At 60.2% G+C, this 18,359-nt stretch carries 15 protein-coding genes; 8 read left to right on the top strand and 7 right to left on the bottom strand.

The features are described from left to right. The first annotated feature begins 45 nt into the window (after nt 1-45). From QMK51_RS02710 to rarD, 3 genes are all read left to right on the top strand, one after another. The gene (locus tag QMK51_RS02710; protein ID WP_320393104.1) at nt 46-1,947 is read left to right on the top strand and encodes a PhoX family phosphatase; all 1,902 of its coding nucleotides are present in this window, start codon (nt 46-48) and stop codon (nt 1,945-1,947) included. A gap of 203 nt (nt 1,948-2,150) precedes the next feature. Further along, nucleotides 2,151-3,125 carry a serine/threonine protein kinase gene (locus QMK51_RS02705; protein ID WP_258698754.1) on the top strand — a complete coding sequence of 325 codons (975 nt, stop codon included), beginning with the start codon at nt 2,151-2,153 and terminating at the stop codon, nt 3,123-3,125. Nucleotides 3,126-3,299: 174 nt separating this feature from the next. After that, complete coding sequence (gene rarD / locus QMK51_RS02700; protein WP_320393103.1) at nt 3,300-4,187, top strand: EamA family transporter RarD; 888 nt, start codon at nt 3,300-3,302, stop codon at nt 4,185-4,187. Nucleotides 4,188-4,402: 215 nt separating this feature from the next. On the opposite strand, the gene QMK51_RS02695 is transcribed toward rarD, so the two are convergent. Further along, nucleotides 4,403-4,921 (bottom strand): glycine cleavage system protein R, encoded by a 519-nt coding sequence (locus tag QMK51_RS02695; RefSeq protein ID WP_007936467.1) that lies wholly within the window; start codon nt 4,919-4,921, stop codon nt 4,403-4,405. Between the two features lie 485 nt (nt 4,922-5,406). On the opposite strand from QMK51_RS02695, the gene QMK51_RS02690 reads away from it, so the two are divergent. Next, nucleotides 5,407-7,584, top strand: coding sequence for a malate synthase G (locus QMK51_RS02690; protein ID WP_320393102.1), 2,178 nt, complete (start codon nt 5,407-5,409; stop codon nt 7,582-7,584). 220 nt (nt 7,585-7,804) lie between these two features. Here the strand turns inward: QMK51_RS02690 and QMK51_RS02685 are convergent, their stop codons facing one another. Next, nucleotides 7,805-8,251 (bottom strand): response regulator, encoded by a 447-nt coding sequence (locus QMK51_RS02685; RefSeq protein WP_258698751.1) that lies wholly within the window; start codon nt 8,249-8,251, stop codon nt 7,805-7,807. A 252-nt stretch (nt 8,252-8,503) separates the two neighbouring features. Between QMK51_RS02685 and QMK51_RS02680 the strand changes: the two genes are divergently transcribed. The 3 genes from QMK51_RS02680 (at nt 8,504) to QMK51_RS02670 (ending at nt 11,979) form a co-directional block, all read left to right on the top strand. After that, nucleotides 8,504-10,444, top strand: coding sequence for a putative nucleotidyltransferase substrate binding domain-containing protein (locus QMK51_RS02680; protein WP_320393101.1), 1,941 nt, complete (start codon nt 8,504-8,506; stop codon nt 10,442-10,444). Then, on the top strand, nt 10,441-11,148 hold the full coding sequence (locus QMK51_RS02675; RefSeq protein WP_320393100.1) for a 3'-5' exonuclease: 708 nt from the start codon (nt 10,441-10,443) through the stop codon (nt 11,146-11,148). The genes QMK51_RS02680 and QMK51_RS02675 overlap by 4 nt, the downstream gene beginning before the upstream one ends. 201 nt (nt 11,149-11,349) lie before the next feature. Next, nucleotides 11,350-11,979, top strand: a complete 630-nt coding sequence (locus QMK51_RS02670) for a glutathione S-transferase (protein ID WP_258698748.1) — start codon at nt 11,350-11,352, stop codon at nt 11,977-11,979. A gap of 210 nt (nt 11,980-12,189) precedes the next feature. On the opposite strand, the gene creD is transcribed toward QMK51_RS02670, so the two are convergent. The 4 genes from creD to QMK51_RS02650 all read right to left on the bottom strand — a co-directional run bounded on the left by creD (nt 12,190) and on the right by QMK51_RS02650 (nt 16,428). Next, nucleotides 12,190-13,560 carry a cell envelope integrity protein CreD gene (creD, locus tag QMK51_RS02665; protein ID WP_320393099.1) on the bottom strand — a complete coding sequence of 457 codons (1,371 nt, stop codon included), beginning with the start codon at nt 13,558-13,560 and terminating at the stop codon, nt 12,190-12,192. A gap of 203 nt (nt 13,561-13,763) precedes the next feature. Next, on the bottom strand, nt 13,764-15,182 hold the full coding sequence (creC, locus tag QMK51_RS02660) for a two-component system sensor histidine kinase CreC (protein WP_320393098.1): 1,419 nt from the start codon (nt 15,180-15,182) through the stop codon (nt 13,764-13,766). Then, nucleotides 15,182-15,862 (bottom strand): two-component system response regulator CreB, encoded by a 681-nt coding sequence (gene creB / locus QMK51_RS02655; RefSeq protein ID WP_258698745.1) that lies wholly within the window; start codon nt 15,860-15,862, stop codon nt 15,182-15,184. The genes creC and creB overlap by 1 nt, the downstream gene beginning before the upstream one ends. 59 nt (nt 15,863-15,921) lie before the next feature. Then, nucleotides 15,922-16,428 (bottom strand): ATP-dependent zinc protease, encoded by a 507-nt coding sequence (locus QMK51_RS02650; protein WP_008008151.1) that lies wholly within the window; start codon nt 16,426-16,428, stop codon nt 15,922-15,924. Nucleotides 16,429-16,765: 337 nt separating this feature from the next. Here QMK51_RS02650 and QMK51_RS02645 point away from each other — a divergent pair, with 337 nt between their 5' ends. Next, complete coding sequence (locus tag QMK51_RS02645) at nt 16,766-17,650, top strand: acyltransferase (protein ID WP_320393097.1); 885 nt, start codon at nt 16,766-16,768, stop codon at nt 17,648-17,650. 1 nt (nt 17,651) lies between these two features. Here QMK51_RS02645 and QMK51_RS02640 read toward each other — a convergent pair whose 3' ends face one another. Continuing rightward, the gene (locus QMK51_RS02640; protein ID WP_320393096.1) at nt 17,652-18,248 is read right to left on the bottom strand and encodes a DUF2780 domain-containing protein; all 597 of its coding nucleotides are present in this window, start codon (nt 18,246-18,248) and stop codon (nt 17,652-17,654) included. Nucleotides 18,249-18,359 lie beyond the last annotated feature (111 nt).

Raw genomic sequence — 18,359 nt, 5'->3', positions numbered from 1 at the left:
TCGATCACCATTAAGGTGGCTGCAAAAACCCGCAGGGAGCCTGATGTGAGCCTATTAGAAGACAACCAACCCACCGACCTCGAAAAAATGGTCGGCCTCAGCCGTCGTGGCTTCATCAGCGCTGGTGCCCTCTGCGGTGCAGCGATGTTTCTCGGTGGCAACCTGCTGAGTCGTAGCGTGCTGGCCGCCAGCGTCAGCGCCGGCTCCAGCAAATTGTTGGGCTTCGACAGCATCGCCGCCGCCACCACCGATACCATCACCCTGCCGCCGGGCTACAAATCCTCGGTGCTGATCAGCTGGGGCCAGCCTCTGCAAAAGAATGGCCCAGCGTTCGACCCGAGCGGCAACGGCACGGCCGAGCACCAGGAAGTCCAGTTCGGCGACAACAACGACGGCATGAGCCTGTTCGAATTCCCCGGTGACAAAGACCGGGCGCTGATGGCGATCAACAACGAATACACCAACTACCGCTACCTCTATCCCCACGGCGGCATGCCGCAATCGGCGGCAGAGGTGCGCAAGGCCCTGGCCTGCGAAGGCGTGTCGGTGATCGAGGTACAGCGCAAGAACGGCCAATGGCAATTCGTCCAGGGCTCGCGCTACAACCGGCGCATTCACGGTAACGCGCCGATCCGCCTGAGTGGCCCGGCCGCCGGTCATGAGCTGCTGAAAACCAGCGCCGACAAACACGGCAAGAACGTCCTCGGCACCTTCCAGAACTGCGCCAACGGCAAGACGCCGTGGGGCACTTATCTGACCTGCGAAGAGAACTTCACCGACTGCTTCGGCAGCAGCAATGCCGAGCAAAAATTCGACGCCGCGCAGAAGCGCTATGGCGCAGTGGTGGCCAGCAAAGAGATCAACTGGCACCAGCACGATGAACGCTTTGACCTGGCGAAGAACCCCAACGAGCTCAACCGCCACGGCTGGGTGGTGGAAATCGACCCGTTCGATCCGCAATCGACGCCGGTCAAACGCACCGCGCTGGGCCGCTTCAAACATGAAAACGCAGCCCTGGCCGAAACCAACGACGGTCGCGCCGTGGTGTACATGGGCGACGACGAACGTGGCGAGTTCATCTACAAATTCGTCAGCCGCGACAAGATCAACCACAAAAACCCCAAGGCCAACCGCGATCTGCTGGATCACGGCACCTTGTACGTGGCGCGCTTCGACGCGGGCGACGGCAATGCCGACCACCCGAAAGGCCAGGGCCAGTGGATCGAACTGACCCACGGCAAGAACGGCATCGACGCCAGCAGCGGTTTTGCCGACCAGGCCGAAGTGCTGATTCACGCACGCCTCGCAGCCAGCGTGGTGAATGCAACGCGCATGGACCGCCCGGAATGGATCGTCGTCAGCCCCAAGGACGGCCAGGTCTACTGCACCCTGACCAACAACGCCAAGCGCGGCGAAGAAGGCCAGCCGGTGGGCGGCCCGAACCCGCGCGAGAAGAACGTCTATGGGCAGATCCTGCGCTGGCGCACCGACCGCGACGATCACGGTTCGAATAGCTTTGCCTGGGACCTGTTTGTGGTCGCCGGCAACCCGGGCGTCCACGCCGGTACACCGAAGGCCGGTTCGTCGAACATCACCCCGCAGAACATGTTCAACAGCCCGGATGGCCTGGGCTTCGACAAGGCCGGGCGCTTGTGGATTCTCACCGACGGCGATTCAAGCAATACGGGCGACTTCGCGGGCATGGGCAATAACCAGATGCTCTGTGCCGACCCGGTGACTGGCGAGATCCGCCGTTTCATGGTCGGGCCGGTAGGTTGTGAGGTGACGGGGATCAGCTTCTCGCCGGATCAGAAAACCTTGTTTGTCGGGATTCAGCATCCGGGTGAAAGCGGTGGGTCGACGTTCCCTGAGCATCTGCCCAACGGTAAGCCGCGGTCTTCGGTGATGGCTATTTCCCGTGAGGATGGCGGGATCGTCGGCGCCTGATAGGGCCATATCGCGAGCAAGCCCGCTCCCACAATGGATCTACGTTGTGCACACTATTCGTGACACAAAGCAGATCTCCTGTGGGAGCGAGCCTGCTCGCGATGGCGTCAATCCATATAACACTGAACTCAACCCCACCCACATCCCCGTCTGCGCTACCATGCTTGGCCGGACGCGGCAGCCTGCCGCGCGCAGGAGTCAGCATGGCCCACCCGTTTGCAACCCTCACCCCAGACCTCGTGCTCGATGCCGTCGAAAGCATCGGCTTTCTCAGCGACGCGCGCATTCTGGCGCTCAACAGCTACGAGAACCGCGTCTATCAGGTCGGCATCGAAGACTCCGAGCCACTGATCGCCAAGTTCTACCGCCCGCAGCGCTGGACCAACGAAGCGATCCTCGAAGAGCATCAGTTCACCTTCGAACTCGCCGAGTGCGACGTGCCGGTGGTCGCGCCGATGATCCACAACGGTGCCAGCCTGCACGAACACAACGGTTTCCGTTTCACCCTGTTCCCCCGCCGTGGCGGCCGCGCACCGGAGCCGGGCAATCTCGATCAGCTGTATCGACTGGGCCAGTTGCTCGGTCGTCTGCACGCGGTCGGTGCTACCAAACCGTTCGCACACCGAGAAGCGCTGGGGGTGAAGAACTTCGGTCATGACTCGCTGACCACATTGCTCGAAGGCAATTTCGTTCCCAAAAGCCTGCTGCCCGCCTACGAGTCCGTGGCCCGCGACCTGCTCAAGCGCGTGGAAGAGGTTTACCAGGCCACGCCGCACCAGAACATCCGCATGCACGGCGATTGCCACCCCGGCAACATGATGTGCCGCGACGAGATGTTCCACATCGTCGACCTCGACGACTGCCGCATGGGCCCGGCGGTGCAGGATATCTGGATGATGCTGGCGGGTGATCGTCAGGAATGTCTGGGGCAGTTGTCGGAATTGATGGATGGCTACAATGAATTCCACGACTTCGATCCACGAGAACTGGCGCTGATCGAACCGCTGCGCGCCTTGCGGCTGATGCACTACAGCGCCTGGCTCGCCCGTCGCTGGGACGACCCGGCCTTCCCTCGCAGCTTTCCATGGTTCGGCACCGAGCGCTATTGGGGCGATCAGGTGTTGGCGTTGCGTGAGCAATTGGCAGCACTCAATGAAGAGCCACTGAAGTTGTTCTGACGAACACAAATCCAATGTGTGCGGGCTTGCTCGCGAATACGGTTTCACACTCAACAGAGATGCTGACTAAATGACCGCATTCGCGAGCAAGCCCGCTCCCACAAACGTTCACAACACATTAAGGCAAATCTCCTTACAATCCCCTCTTTGTTAGCTGCCTAAGCAAGGATTCTCATGCAAGCCGCCAACCCGCGTCGCGGGTACATCCTGGGCCTGAGCGCCTACATCATCTGGGGACTGTTCCCGCTCTACTTCAAAGCCATCGCCAGCGTGCCCGCCGTGGAGATCATCATCCACCGAGTGCTTTGGTCCGCGCTGTTCGGCGCGTTGCTGCTGCTCGTCTGGAAGCATCCCGGCTGGTGGCGCGAGCTGCGCGAGAATCCGCGACGGCTGGCGATCCTGGCGCTGAGCGGCACACTGATCGCGGCCAACTGGCTGACTTACGTCTGGTCGGTGAACAATGGACGCATGCTTGAGGCCAGCCTTGGCTACTACATCAACCCGCTGGTGAACGTGCTGTTGGGGATGCTGATTCTCGGCGAACGGCTACGGCGCATGCAGTGGATCGCGGTGGGGCTGGCGGCAGTCGGTGTCGCGCAGCAAGTGTGGCAAGTCGGCAGTCTGCCGTGGGTGTCGCTGGTGCTGGCATTGACCTTCGGCTTCTACGGCCTGATCCGCAAGCAGGCACCGGTCAAGGCATTACCGGGGCTGGTGGTGGAAACCTGGATGCTGGTGCCGATTGCCGTCGCCTGGCTGCTGTTCAATCCGACTGCGACCAGCGCGCAATCCGAATTCTGGACCTCCTCCGAAGCCTGGTGGCTGGTGGCCGCCGGCCCGGTAACGCTGGTGCCACTGGTGTGTTTCAACGCCGCTGCACGACACTTGCCCTACACCACACTCGGATTTCTCCAGTACCTGGCGCCGACGCTGGTGTTGCTGCAAGCCGTTCTGCTGTTTGGCGAGCACTTGTCGTCCAGCACGTTGGTGGCGTTCATCTTTATCTGGGCAGGTCTGGCGGTTTACAGCATCGACGCGTGGATAAGTCTGCGCCGTCGCCGCTGATCAGAAAACGTACAAACATCTACAGGCCACGTCCGACGTGGCCTGCATCCATCCTTCCCAAGGTTATCCACAGTGTGATCCCCGGTGTTTGTGCGCAAGTCACTGAAACTGCTGGTTTTTTGATCAGAGCCCGAAGAGTCCCGGCCGACGTGGCCTGGCGGGGTGTCTCTACAGGTTATCCACAGGCAGGTGCACGTATAACTTGGATAACCTGTTCAAGGTTCGCTGCGCAGCACCAATTCGACCATCAGATCGTCCGCCAGGGTTTCCAGGCGCGATTGCAGCACCTCCAGCGACAAGGTCAGTGGTACCGCGAGAATTGCTTCGGCATGGAACAACGGCTCGCTGCTCATCGGCGCCGGCCGCACTTCGGTCACCAGCCGCTCCAGGCTCACCCCCTGCTCACTCAGCAGACGCGTAATGTCTCGCACAATGCCCGGACGATCATTGCCCACCAGTTCCATGGCAATCGGCTTCCAGGTGCAGGATTGTTCGATGCTGCTTTCGGCGATCATCACGCGGATGCCCTGGGTCGACAGTCCCTGTAGGGCGTCTACCAGTTCATCGTAGGCCTCGGCCGGCACACCCACCCGCAGAATCCCGGCGAACTGCCCGGCCATGCGCGACATGCGGCTCTCCAGCCAGTTGCCGCCGTGCTCGGCAATGCATTGGGCAATACGCTCGACCTGCCCGGGCTTGTCCGGGGCGAATACGGTGAGTACGAGATGGTCCATGGCGCAGCCCTCTTGTCATGACTTTTGTTATAGAACAGCAAGTATAGGCAAGGGCTGGCTCTGCGTGGACGGGGCTTGCTCGCGAATGAAGGCACCGCCGATTCAGTTGAAGAAACAAATCGTGTACAAGTTTTTAGATTTAACTGGAACAATCCAATAGTTTTTTGAGAACATCCCGTGCCCCGACGTGACTGCACGACGTCGGCGAGTCGCAGAACGACGTAATTAGTCTAATTTTCACAACCGCAATTCATCATGTAGTATGCCGCAGCGCGCACTACATAACGTTGGATCGATGTCTGCCGCAGGCGCCGTCGCAACCCTGAAAGCCCCGTCAGCAAGGCCGCAAGGCCGTTGATCGGACCGAACCCAGCCGCCCGCAATGGCATGTACTGGTAGAAGGGTTTGTGGTTTAAATGGCCAGAGGCTTCATTGTTAAATTGAAGAGCTGAAAAGCGAAATAGCTGAGCAGAGTGAGGCAAGCAATGACTGAACACGTTCAAGTCGGTGGCCTGCAGGTCGCCAAAGTCCTGTTCGACTTCGTGAACAACGAAGCCATTCCCGGTACCGGCCTCACCGCCGACAAGTTCTGGGCCGGTGCCGACAAGGTCATTCATGACCTGGCGCCGAAGAACAAAGCCCTACTCGCCAAACGCGATGATTTCCAGGCTCGCATTGATGCCTGGCACCAGGCTCGTGCAGGTGTTGCGCACGATGCGGTGGCCTACAAAGCCTTCTTGCAAAACATCGGGTATCTGCTGCCAGAAGCGGCCGATTTCCAGGCAACGACGCAAAACGTCGATGACGAAATCGCCCGCATGGCCGGCCCGCAGCTGGTGGTGCCGGTGATGAACGCGCGCTTCGCGCTCAACGCCTCGAACGCCCGCTGGGGTTCGTTGTATGACGCGCTCTACGGCACCGACGCCATCAGCGAAGCGGGTGGCGCGGAAAAAGGCAAAGGCTATAACAAGGTGCGCGGTGACAAGGTCATCGCCTTCGCCCGCGCCTTCCTCAACGAAGCCGCGCCATTGGCTGCCGGCTCCCACGTCGACTCCACCGGCTACAAAATCGTTGACGGCAAACTGGTCGTCGCCCTCAAAGGCGGCAGCAACACTGGCCTGCGCAACGATGCTCAACTGGTCGGTTTCCACGGCGATGCAGCGGCTCCGACCGCAATCCTGTTGAAAAACAATGGCCTGCACTTCGAAATCCAGATCGATGCCAGCACCCCGGTCGGCCAGACCGATGCCGCCGGTGTCAAAGACATCCTGATGGAAGCCGCGCTGACCACCATCATGGACTGCGAAGACTCGGTCGCCGCGGTCGATGCCGATGACAAAGTGGTGATCTACCGCAACTGGCTCGGCCTGATGAAGGGCGATCTGTCGGAAGAAGTCTCCAAGGGCGGTCAGACCTTTACCCGCACCATGAACGCCGACCGCACTTATACCGGTGTCGACGGTAAAGAACTGAGCCTGCATGGTCGTTCGTTGTTGTTCGTGCGCAACGTCGGTCACCTGATGACCATTGACGCGATCCTCGACAAAGACGGCAACGATGTGCCGGAAGGCATTCTCGACGGTCTGGTGACCTGCCTGGCAGCGATCCACAGCCTGAACGGCAACAGCGCGCGCAAGAACAGCCGCACTGGCTCGGTCTATATCGTGAAGCCGAAGATGCACGGCCCGGAAGAAGCGGCGTTCACCAACGAGCTGTTCGGGCGCATCGAAGACGTACTGGGCCTGACACGCAATACCCTGAAAGTCGGGATCATGGACGAGGAGCGCCGTACCACGGTCAACCTCAAGGCCTGCATCAAGGCCGCCAGCGAGCGTGTAGTGTTCATCAATACCGGTTTCCTCGACCGCACGGGCGATGAAATCCACACCTCCATGGAAGCCGGCCCGATGGTGCGCAAGGCCGACATGAAGGCCGAGAAGTGGATCGGCGCCTACGAGAACTGGAACGTCGACATCGGTTTGAGCACCGGCCTGCAAGGTCGCGCCCAGATCGGTAAAGGCATGTGGGCCATGCCCGACCTGATGGCGGCGATGCTGGAACAGAAGATCGCTCACCCGATGGCCGGTGCCAACACGGCCTGGGTTCCGTCGCCGACTGCTGCTGCACTGCACGCATTGCACTATCACAAGGTCGATGTGTTCGCCCGTCAGGTCGAACTGGCCAAACGTGCGCGCGCTTCGGTGGACGACATCCTGACCATCCCGTTGGCTGTGAATCCGAGCTGGACCGCGGAGCAAATCAAGAATGAACTGGACAACAACGCCCAGGGCATTCTCGGTTACGTGGTGCGCTGGATCGACCAGGGCGTGGGTTGCTCGAAAGTGCCGGATATCAATGACGTCGGCCTGATGGAAGACCGTGCGACGCTGCGCATTTCCAGCCAGCACATCGCCAACTGGCTGCGCCACGGCATCGTCACTGAAGATCAGGTGATGGAAAGCCTCAAGCGCATGGCGCCAGTGGTTGATCGTCAGAACGCCAACGACCCGCTGTACCGCCCGCTGGCACCGAACTTCGACAGCAATATCGCCTTCCAGGCGGCAGTCGAACTGGTCGTCGAAGGCACCAAGCAGCCGAACGGCTACACCGAGCCGGTTCTGCACCGTCGTCGTCGCGAGTTCAAGGCCGCCAACGGCCTTTGAGTAAACGCTGACGCCGGACGTGAAAAAGCCCTGATCGAGAGATCGGGGCTTTTTTTTACGCCGCGGTCCCTTGTGGCGAGGGAGCTTGCTCCCGCTCGACTGCGCAGCAGTCGCAAACCCTGTGTATGCGGTGTATCAGATCGCTGGTTTTGGGGCTGCTGCGCAACCCAGCGGGAGCAAGCTCCCTCGCCACAAAAAGCTGCCAGCCTGGAGGTCCGCGCTACACATCCATCCCCAGCTCATGCTTGACCAATTCAAGCAATTTTTCGCTATCGATAGGCTTGAGCAGAAAGTCCACTACGTGCAAATGCATGGCTTCGATCGCATCCTTCACGTCGGCATCGCCGGAAACGATGATGATCGGCAACGCCGCACGCGCCGACTCCCGCACCTGACGAATCAGTTCCAGGCCATCGACGTGCCCCATCCGCAGGTCAGTAATCACCAGACCAATCGACGGCTTCGCCTCCAGCAATTTGAGCGCCGTTTCGCCGCTGGCCGCCGTCATGCAGTGAATGCCATCCAGCCCCAGAATTTCCGACAGCAGCTCCCTGGCATCCTTATCGTCATCGACGATCAGCACCCGCTGCGGCGGCAAATCTGGTTCCAACATGACGGCACTGAGCGCTTCGCGCTCGGCATCACTCAAAATATCGTGGTCGGACATGGCGTTCTCAACGTTTTCGGCTCGATCCCTGGCACAGTGGTCAGACATCGCGCGGCAGAGCTTCAATGTGCACTTCGTCGGAAATCTTTCCAATAGACAATGTAGGAGGTTTTTCCCACAGTTGTGTCAGACATTTCCCATATTCAGACCACAGCCCTGCCTACCTAGACTTACGTCCAATGGGCACCCCGCCCGCAGGGGTCGACCATGGCTGGAACAATCCGACACAACAATTCGAAAAAGACTGCGGTAATGGTTATGAGTAAAGCGGACGCCTTCACCCAGGCAGGGAAAACCGCGGTGTTGCAGAACATCCATGGTACTTTGCAATTCCTCCAGCGCTTCCCGCCCTTCAATCAGATGGAAAACGCCCACCTGGCTTATCTGGTGGAGCAATGTCAGCTGCGTTTTTATGCCCCCGGCGAAAGCATCATCAAACCCGCCGATGGCCCGATTGAGCATTTCTACATCGTCAAACAGGGCCGGGTCGTGGGTGAACGCCCGCACACGGCCAAGGGCGAGACCGAAACCACCTTCGAAATCACCACCGGCGAGTGTTTCCCCCTCGCCGCGCTACTGGGGGAGCGGGCGACTCGCACCGAACATCTGGCGGCCGAAGACACCTTTTGCCTACAGCTGAACAAGCTGGCGTTCATCAAACTGTTCGCACTGTCCAGCCCGTTTCGCGACTTTGCCCTGCGTGGTGTCAGCAGTTTGCTGGATCAGGTCAACCAGCAAGTCCAGCAAAAAGCTGTGGAAACCCTCGGCACCCAGTACTCGCTCAATACCCGGTTGGGCGAATTGGCCATGCGCCACCCGGTAACCTGCAGCCCGATTACCCCCCTGCGTGAAGCCGTGACGCTGATGCACGATCAGCAAGTCGGGAGCATTGTGGTGGTCGATGAGCAAAAAGCGCCGCTGGGCATTTTCACCCTGCGCGACTTGCGACATGTGGTGGCCAACGGCACCAGCGACTTCAATGAAGCGATCGAAGGGCACATGACCCGGGCGCCGTTTTACCTGACGCCGGACCACAGCGCCTTCGACGCAGCGATTGCCATGACCGAGCGGCACATCGCCCACGTCTGCCTGGTCAAGGACCAGCGCCTGTGCGGCGTGGTCTCGGAACGCGACCTGTTCTCCCTGCAGCGGGTCGATCTGGTGCACCTGGCACGAACCATTCGCAGTGCCCAGAAGCTGGAAAACCTGGTGGCGATGCGCGGCGAAATCGGCCAATTGGTGGAGCGGATGCTGGCCCACGGCGCATCCTCGACCCAGATCACCCACATCATCACCTTGCTCAACGACCATACCGTGTGCCGGGTGATCGAACTGGTGCTCGCCGAGAAAGGCGATCCCGGCGTGCCGTTCAGTTGGCTGTGTTTCGGCAGCGAAGGCCGCCGCGAGCAGACGCTGCACACCGATCAGGACAACGGCATTCTGTTCGAAGCCCGCGACGCGGCCCACGCCGCCGAGATTCGCGGCAAGTTGCTGCCCCTCGCCCAGCAGATCAATCAGAACCTGGCGCTGTGTGGTTTCACTTTGTGCAAGGGCAACATCATGGCCGGCAACCCCGAGCTGTGTTTGTCCCGGGCCGAATGGGCGCGACGTTTTGCGGCGTTTATCCGCGAGGCGACCCCGGAAAACCTGCTGGGCTCGAGCATCTATTTCGACCTGCGCGTGGTCTGGGGCGACGAGCGAGGCTGCGAGCAACTGCGCCAAGGCATTCTCGATCAGGTCGGCGACAACCGCTTGTTCCAGCGCATGATGGCCGAGAATGCCCTGCGCAACCGTCCGCCCGTAGGGCGTTTCCGTGAATTCGTGCTGGCACGCAAGAATGGCGAGAAAGCCACGCTCGACCTGAAACTCCAGGGCCTGACCCCATTCGTCGATGGCGCTCGAGTGTTGGCCCTGGCCCACGGTATCGACGCCAACAATACCTTGGAGCGCTTTCGCCAATTGGTGGACAAAGAGGTCATCGAACGGCTGGACGGCGCCGCCTATGAAGAGGCATATCACTTCATCCAGCAAACCCGCATGCAGCAGCATCAGTTACAGACCCGGGAGAATTTGCCCTACTCCAACCGCGTCGATCCGGACAACCTCAATCATCTGGACCGACGCATCCTGCGTGAATCCCTGCGCCAGGCTCAACGCCTGCAAAGCAGCCTGACCCTGCGGTATCAGTTATGAGCCTGTTTTCATGGCTGCGTCCGGCCAGTCCCGTTTTGCCCGGCGAACTGCAACAACGTCTGGAGCGCTTGCCGGCCGTGGCCGAGCTGGGCGACTGCAGCCTGCGCGAGCAACGCTGGGTGGTACTCGACCTGGAAACCACCGGGCTGAACCTGAATAAAGACCGGCTGTTGTCCATCGGCGCGGTGGTGATCGAGGACGGGGCGATCGATTTCAGCCAGCAGTTCGAACGCACGTTGCAATGCACCGAACTCAAACTCGGCCCTAGCGTATTGATTCATGGGTTGGGCCCGAGCGCCATCGCCGCCGGCAGTGACCCTGCACAGGCCTTACTTGAGTTCATGGAGTTTGTCGGCGACAGTCCAGTGCTGGCCTTTCATGCGCCGTTCGATCAGCACATGCTTGGGCGCGCGCTGAAAGAACATCTGGGTTACAAGTTGCAGCATCCGTTTCTGGACGTGGCAGACATCGCCCCGTTGCTGTGCCCGCAGGCGCATTTTCGCGAGGCCGGGCTGGACGAGTGGATCGACTGGTTCAAGCTGGAGGTCTTCGAGCGGCATAACGCCAGTGCCGATGCGCTGGCGACGGCGGAGCTGATGCTGATTTTGTTCAGCCGGGCGCGACAGCAGCAGATTTATAGCCCGTTGAATTTGCAGCAGCGGCTGAGTCAGTGGAAGCGGCGGCGGCAGGCTCCGTCTTTTTGAGTTTTATGGCGCCTGTTCTGGCGCCTTCGCGGGCAAGCCACGCTCCCACAGGTATTGCGTCGTGCGCCGATTTCGCGAACGACGCAATACCTGTGGGAGCAAACTCCCACACTTCGTTCCATGTTCAGCCGTGAGCTTGCGCTTGAGCTCAAGCATTAAAGCGCTATGCTGCCGACACTGCCCACGATCGAGATCGTCGCCATGTCCGTCCCCAGCATGACCTTGTTCCACAACCCCGCGTCGCCTTTTGTTCGCAAAGTCATGGTGCTGCTGCACGAGACCGGTCAAACGAACCGCGTGGCGCTGCAAGCCAGCCAGCTCACGCCCGTCAGCCCGGATCCGGCCCTCAACGAAGACAACCCGTTGGGCAAGATTCCGGCGCTGCGCCTGGCCGACGGCAATGTGTTGTACGACAGCCGGGTGATCCTCGACTACCTCGATCACCAGCACGTCGGCAATCCTCTGATTCCTCGTGAAGGCTCGGCGCGCTGGCGGCGTTTGACCCTGGCTTCTCTGGCTGACGGGATCATGGATGCCGCAGTGATGATTCGCTATGAAGTAGCCCTGCGCTCGCCGGAAAAACATTGGGACACATGGCTCGACAGTCAGCGCGACAAGATTCGTCGCGCCCTGGCGCTGCTGGAGGCCGATGCGATTGCCGAGCTGACCAGCCATTTCGATGTGGCGGCGATCAGTGTTGCCTGTGCCTTGGGTTATCTGGATCTGCGCCATCCGGATCTGGAATGGCGCAAAGAGAATCCGAAGCTGGCGGAGTGGTATTTCGAGGTGAGTCAGCGGCCTTCGATGATCGCGACGATGCCCAAGGTTTAGATTCTCGGCAACTGTGTCGGCCTCATCGCGAGCAGGCTCGCTCCCACATTTGATCTTTGGTATGCACAACCTTTGTGTTCACTGGAGATCTTTTGTGGGAGCGAGCCTGCTCGCGATGGCACCACGCCGGATCCAACGGAAACAACCCGGCAATCCGCGTCGCCAACACCTCGCCCACCCGCTGATCTTCGCGCAACCCCAACGACCGGCTCATTCCACCGCCCCAATATCAAACGCCAGCGGCTTGGCGGACTTTTGCCCGATCCCGTACCAGTCCAGCTTGCGAGTCAGCACCATAAACACGCCCAGCAACCCGAACAGCAGCAGCGAGCCCATCAACAGCGCGTAATCCTCGGCACTCAATAGGCCGTAGAGCAAGCCATACAACGCCGCCAACCCCGCCGAAAAGCTCAAACCGTGACGCACGCTGCGCAGCACATGGCAGACATAAAAACCGATCAACAACACACAGCCACTCGCCGACAGCAGATACGCCAGGGCAAAGCCGATGTGCTCGGACAGCGACAACAGCAACAGGTAGAAGAACGCCAGCGCCACCCCCACCAGCGCATATTGCACCGGGTGTACCGCCAGGCTTTTCAGCACTTCGAAGAGGAAGAAACCCGCGAAGGTCAGGACGATGAACAGCAACGCGTATTTGATCGCCCGGTCGCTTTTCAGGTATTGGTCCACCGGGTCGATGAAACTCACGCCGAAACTGCGACCGCTGAACGCCTCGCACTGGCCGCCAGACACGCAACTGTTCAACGCTTCTTGCAGGTTGGTGGAGAAAAAGGACGTCTGCCAATTGGCCGTGAAACCCTGATCGGTAATTTCACGCTGGGCCGGCAGGTAGTTACCGATGAAGCTTGGATGAGGCCAATTGGCGGCCAGTGAAACCTTGCTGGTCTTGCCCACCGGGAGAATCTGCAACTGGCCGGTGCCTTGCAGGCGCAAGTCGAAACCGAATGCCAATTCCGTGGCCTGCCTGGTGTCCAGCGCTGGCAGCGTGACGTGCACACCCTCGCCCAACCAGCCCACTTGGCTACCCGGTACAAAGTCCAGGCTCTGGCCATTGAGTTCGAGTTTCAGGGCATTTTCGATGCCGCGAATGTCGCTGATGCCAACGGCCAGGAACGGCTGATCGAAGCGGTAATCGGCGAAGTCCTCCTTGATGCCCAGTTGTGCCGGGACCGAGAAATGCCCGCTGATGCGGTTGTCGGCGTGAAACAACCGCGCCTCGTAGATACCCCGGGCACGCAGTTCGGTCTGGACCTGGCCGTCCAGTTCAAAGCGCTCCGGCAGGAAATACAAACGCCCGCGCTCCTCGCCGACATCCTGGTAACGCTGGTTGGTTTTTTCATTGGTTTTCCAGGTGCGCACCGTTTTGCGATAGGGCACCACCATCAGCGGACCGCTCAGTTGCTGGCTATAGCTGGAACTGCGGGCGATGTCTTCGAGCACACCGTCGCGCAGTTGTTGCCGATCCTGGATCACGCCGTTGATCATCAGCAACGGGATCAGCAACAACAGAATCAAAAGGGCAATCGCCCCGAGTTTTAGGGTCAGGCTACGGTTCATGGGACTCTCCCTGTTTGGATGGGGAAAGTCTGGAGTCGGTGTGTGGGAGTTTTATGGGGGGAATGTGGAGAGTGTGTGGAGACTGGGGTGGCCCCATCGCGAGCAGGCTCGCTCCCACATTTGATCTTCGGTTCGCATATATTTTGTATTCGCTGGAGATCCCTTGTGGGAGCGAGCCTGCTCGCGATGGCCGCGACTCGGTCCTAAGGCAGGCTCAATTTGGCTTCAACCCCGCCGTCGACATTACCGATACTCATCACCCCGCCATGCAACTTGACCACTTCCTCTACGAAGTTAAGCCCTAGCCCCGTACTCTTGCGCCCACTGTCCGGACGCGGCAGTGAATAGAAGCGCTCGCTCAAGCGTGGCAATGCATAGTCGGGAATCGCCTCGGCCTGGTTGAACAGTCTGAACTCAATCTGCTCACCGACTCGTTCGGCGCAAAATCGCAACACACCGTACGCCGGGGTGAAGTCCAAGGCATTCTCCAGCAGATTACCCAGTGCCTGACGCAACAGAAACGGCTCGCCGAGCAGATTCAGATCCGCTGCAATGTGCAGTTCCACACGCAATTGCTTGCCTTCGATTCGCGCAGCCTGCGCGCTCAACAACTCTTCCACCAGACCCGCCAACGGCACCGCCACCCGCTCTTCCAGCCCTTGGCGCTGTTCCACCTGCGCCAGGTTCAACAGTCGTTCGATCAACTGCTGCATGCGTGCACTTTCGCTGTCGATGTTGCTGACGAATCGCTGCTGCTGAGCCAGCGGCATCTCGCCTTGCAGCAACTCCGCCGCGCCACGAATCGCCGCCAGCGGGCTTTTCAATTCATGGGTCAGGGTGTGTACATAACGCTCGACGTAGGCTTTGCCTTCGAGCTGGGTGCGCATCTGCTCCACCGCCGTGGCCAGTTGTTCCAGCTCGCCGCCACGATAATGCGGCACCTCGACCCGACGACCTTCGCTGACTGCCTGGGCATACGCCGTCAACCGCCGCAGCGCCGCGCTCAACCACCAGGACAACAGCGCGCCGAACAGCAAACCGAGGCCAATCAGGCCGGCACCATACGCCAGCAATCGCCGCTCGGTGCGATCAACGTAAGGCTGCAGCGAGCTGTTGGGCTTGGCCACCGTCACCACGCCGATGATCTGGCCGTTGTCGCGAATCGGCGCCCCCACGTGCATCACCGACGAGGTTGAGTCATCCGGGTTGCTGCGAGTCGAACGAGCGCCGTATTCGCCACGCAGGGTCAGATAGACGTCGTTCCAGCGCGAGAAGTCCTGGCCCACCGCGATGCCGCTGGAATCCAGCACCACAATGCCCTTGGCATCGGTGACGTAAATGCGGTGGTTGACCTGATTCTTCGGCAGCCCCCAGATTTTCGCCTTCGGTTGCCGTTCGCCATAAGCCTTGAGCAACTCGGGCCAGCGGTTCTGGCTGAGGGTGCCGGCCTTGAAGTCGTCGCGCAGGATCTCGGCCATCAGGTTGGCGGTGTCCACCAGGGTTTCTTCGGTGGACTGGCGCACACCGGGGCGGATTTCTTCCATCACGGTGTTGAGCACGAAGTAGCCGGTCAGGCCGATGAACAGCACGTAGACCAGAAAAATCCGGATACCCAGTGACATCAGCTGTGCCCCGGGCTGTAGCTGTAACCGAGGCCGCGGTGGGTCTGGATTGGCTCGGCGTCGGCCTTCACCAGACGCAATTTGGCGCGCACGCTCTTGATGTGGCTGTCGATGCTGCGGTCGTAACCGGCATCGGCGGCCACGCCCAGCGCATCGAGCAGTTGTTCGCGGCTGAAGACTCGCTCGGGCTGTTCCAGCAGGCATTGCAGCAAACGAAACTCATGGCGAGTCAGGCTCAGGGGCTGACTGCGATAGCTGATCTGCACCCGTTCGCTGTCGATGCGAAACAGCGCTGAAGCCACCTCCGCCACCGGTCGTGGCGCCATGCGTTTGAGAATCGCCCTGACCCGCGCCGCCACTTCCCGAGGGCTGAACGGTTTGACCACGTAGTCGTCGGCGCCGATCTCCAGGCCCACCACACGGTCGATTTCGGCGTCACGGGCGCTGAGGAAGATCACCGGCACGTCGCTGAAACGCCGCAACTGCTTGCAGGTCTCGAAGCCGCTGATGTCTGGTAGGCCAATGTCGAGAATGATCAGGTCGGCCGGCGTGGCGCGCTGATGTTCAAGCGCCGCCACACCAAGGCTCAACCAGGCGGTGGTGAAGCCGTCGCCCTGCAAGGCGAAAATCAGGGTGTCGGCAATCGCCGCTTCGTCTTCGACAATCAGGATATGAGGCATGGCATCCGAGCCCGGAAGTTAAGTGGGCGAACGGTGCCCCAAGGCTGATTCGCCGTCAATCAGCAGTCGGGTTTGTCGGCCGTGAAGCGACGCGCCGGGTTCACCGCCGCACCGAACTCACGCAGGGCTTTGGCGCCGATCAACAACGGGTAGTTGAAACTGCTGCGGTCGGTGAGGTTGACCTCGACGGTGCGCTTGACATTGCCCAGGCACAGTTCCAGATCGACCACCGGACGCTTGGTCGGCTCGATCACTTCCTTGTCATCCTCGTCTTCTTCGGAGCGGGTCTTGATCTTGCTGATCCGCGCGACCTTGTGTTCGTAGACCTTGTTGCTCGCGCCTTTGGTGGCAAGGCGGAAGCGCACCCACTCATCACCGTCGCGGGTGAAGGTTTCGATGTCTTTGGCTGACAGCGACGCGGTCAGGGCGCCGGTGTCCATTTTGGCCTTGAGGACTTCGCCGCCGATTTCCGGCAGCGCGATGTATTCGTAACGCCCGTACAGGGTCGGCTCGGCGGCCAGGACTGGAAGGGCCACGAGGGAAAGCAGTGCAAGGAGAGATTTCACGTAGGGGGCTTCCTTAGGGAATGTGGAGGCATGGCCGAATTCTAGACCGTAAAAAACAACGATAGTTGGTCCGCCTCACACCTATGTGGCGAGGGAGCTTGCTCCCGTTCGAGTGCGCAGCACTCGTAAAACCGCTGCATGCGGTATACCTGAAAAATCGCAGCGTCTGGTTTTGGGGCCGCTTCGCAGCCCAGCGGGAGCAAGCTCCCTCGCCACAAGGCAATTGCGATATGCCAAAAGCATACCGCCGCAAACGTGAAACATTCGTCGCCAGCGATTTGGCCTGCCATGCGAAGCTGCTTATCATGGCGCGCCCAAACGCTTTCAAGAGTTACTTATGCGCCGCCTGCTCACCGGCTGTTTCGTTACCCTGCTGCTGTTGCTTAACACCCTGGTCCTGTTCGGGCCTTTGATGGTATTCGCGCTGCTCAAACTGCTCCTGCCCGGGCGCTTTCGCGATTACGCCTCGTGGGCGGTGATGTGGATTGCCGAAACCTGGGCCGAGATCGACAAACTGATCTTCCGGCTGTGCATCCCCACGCAATGGGACATTCGCGGCGGCGATGAACTGCGCCGCGACACATCGTATCTGGTGATCAGCAACCATCAGTCCTGGGTCGATATCCCGGCGCTGATCCAGACGCTTAACCGACGCACGCCGTTCTTCAAGTTCTTCCTCAAGAAAGAACTGATCTGGGTGCCGTTCCTGGGCCTGGCCTGGTGGGCGTTGGACTATCCGTTCATGAAGCGCTACAGCAAGGCGTTCCTGGAGAAGCACCCGGAGCTGGCCGGCAAGGACCTGGAGATCACCAAACAAGCCTGCAAGTTGTACAAACGCCAGTCAGTGACTGTGGTCAATTATCTGGAAGGCACCCGCTACACAGCAGCGAAAAGCGACCAACAACAGTCACCCTTCACCTACTTGCTCAAGCCCAAGGCGGGCGGCGTGGCGTTCGTGCTGGCAGCGATGGGCGAACAGCTGGATGCCATTCTCGACGTGACGGTGGTGTATCCGCAGCAGAAGATTCCGGGGTTCTGGGATTTGATCAGCGGCAACGTGCCCAGGGTGATCATCGACATCCACACTCGCGAACTGGACCCGGCACTTTGGCAAGGCGATTACGAAAACGATCCGGCGTTTCGCGAAACGATCCAGAACTGGGTCAACCAGCTCTGGATCGAGAAGGACCGGCGCATCAAGGCACTACGCGCCGAGGGCTGACTCAGCTACCGGCGCCTGTGCCCCAGATCCCGCCAAGATTTTGCAGCAGCGAACCGGCAACGCCTTGTTGACCGAGGTATTGCAGGATCACCGGGGCAAACAGGCCGACCATCCCGGTGTCCATGCCCAAAGCGCTGAAGGCGTTGTTCAGGTCCTTGGTGTCCTTGACGTTACCCAGCAAGCCATCGAGCAACGCATTCTTATCCGAACCGGCGCCAAGCAGCCCGCCCAATCCATTCAGACCACTGATCGCGCTGTTGCCGGCGATCTGAGCGAGGCCCGGCACATTTTTGCTCAGTTCGGAGAAGTCCTGACCGCTGAGCTGATTCCTCGCCAGCCCCAGCATCGCGCCGGCACCGCCGATAGCCTGCTCCGGGGTGATGTCGAGCTGCGAACCCAGGGTATTGAGCAAACCGGCCGCCTTGGGCGCCGCCGCCACGATGCCATCGGCATCATCCCCCTCGTCGCCCTGCATCGCCGAAACCGCTTTGGCCGCATCAACGAGGCTGAACTGTGCAAAGGCCGGGCTGGCGGCCAGCGTCGTCAACGAAGCAACAGCCATGAGCGATGCCAGTGCAAAACCGCGTGAAACGTTCATCCAGACATCCTCTTGTGCCACACGAAGACCGCCCAATAACGAGGACGGCAAAACTGCCGATTTGACCGGGTATCCGCTGGCATGTTCCTCGTCTGCGCGAGCATTTTTACC

The sequence above is a fragment of the Pseudomonas sp. P9_31 genome, assembly GCF_034008235.1.
Taxonomy (GTDB): Bacteria; Pseudomonadota; Gammaproteobacteria; order Pseudomonadales; family Pseudomonadaceae; genus Aquipseudomonas.
This window is presented reverse-complemented; position numbering and strand designations above follow the sequence as displayed.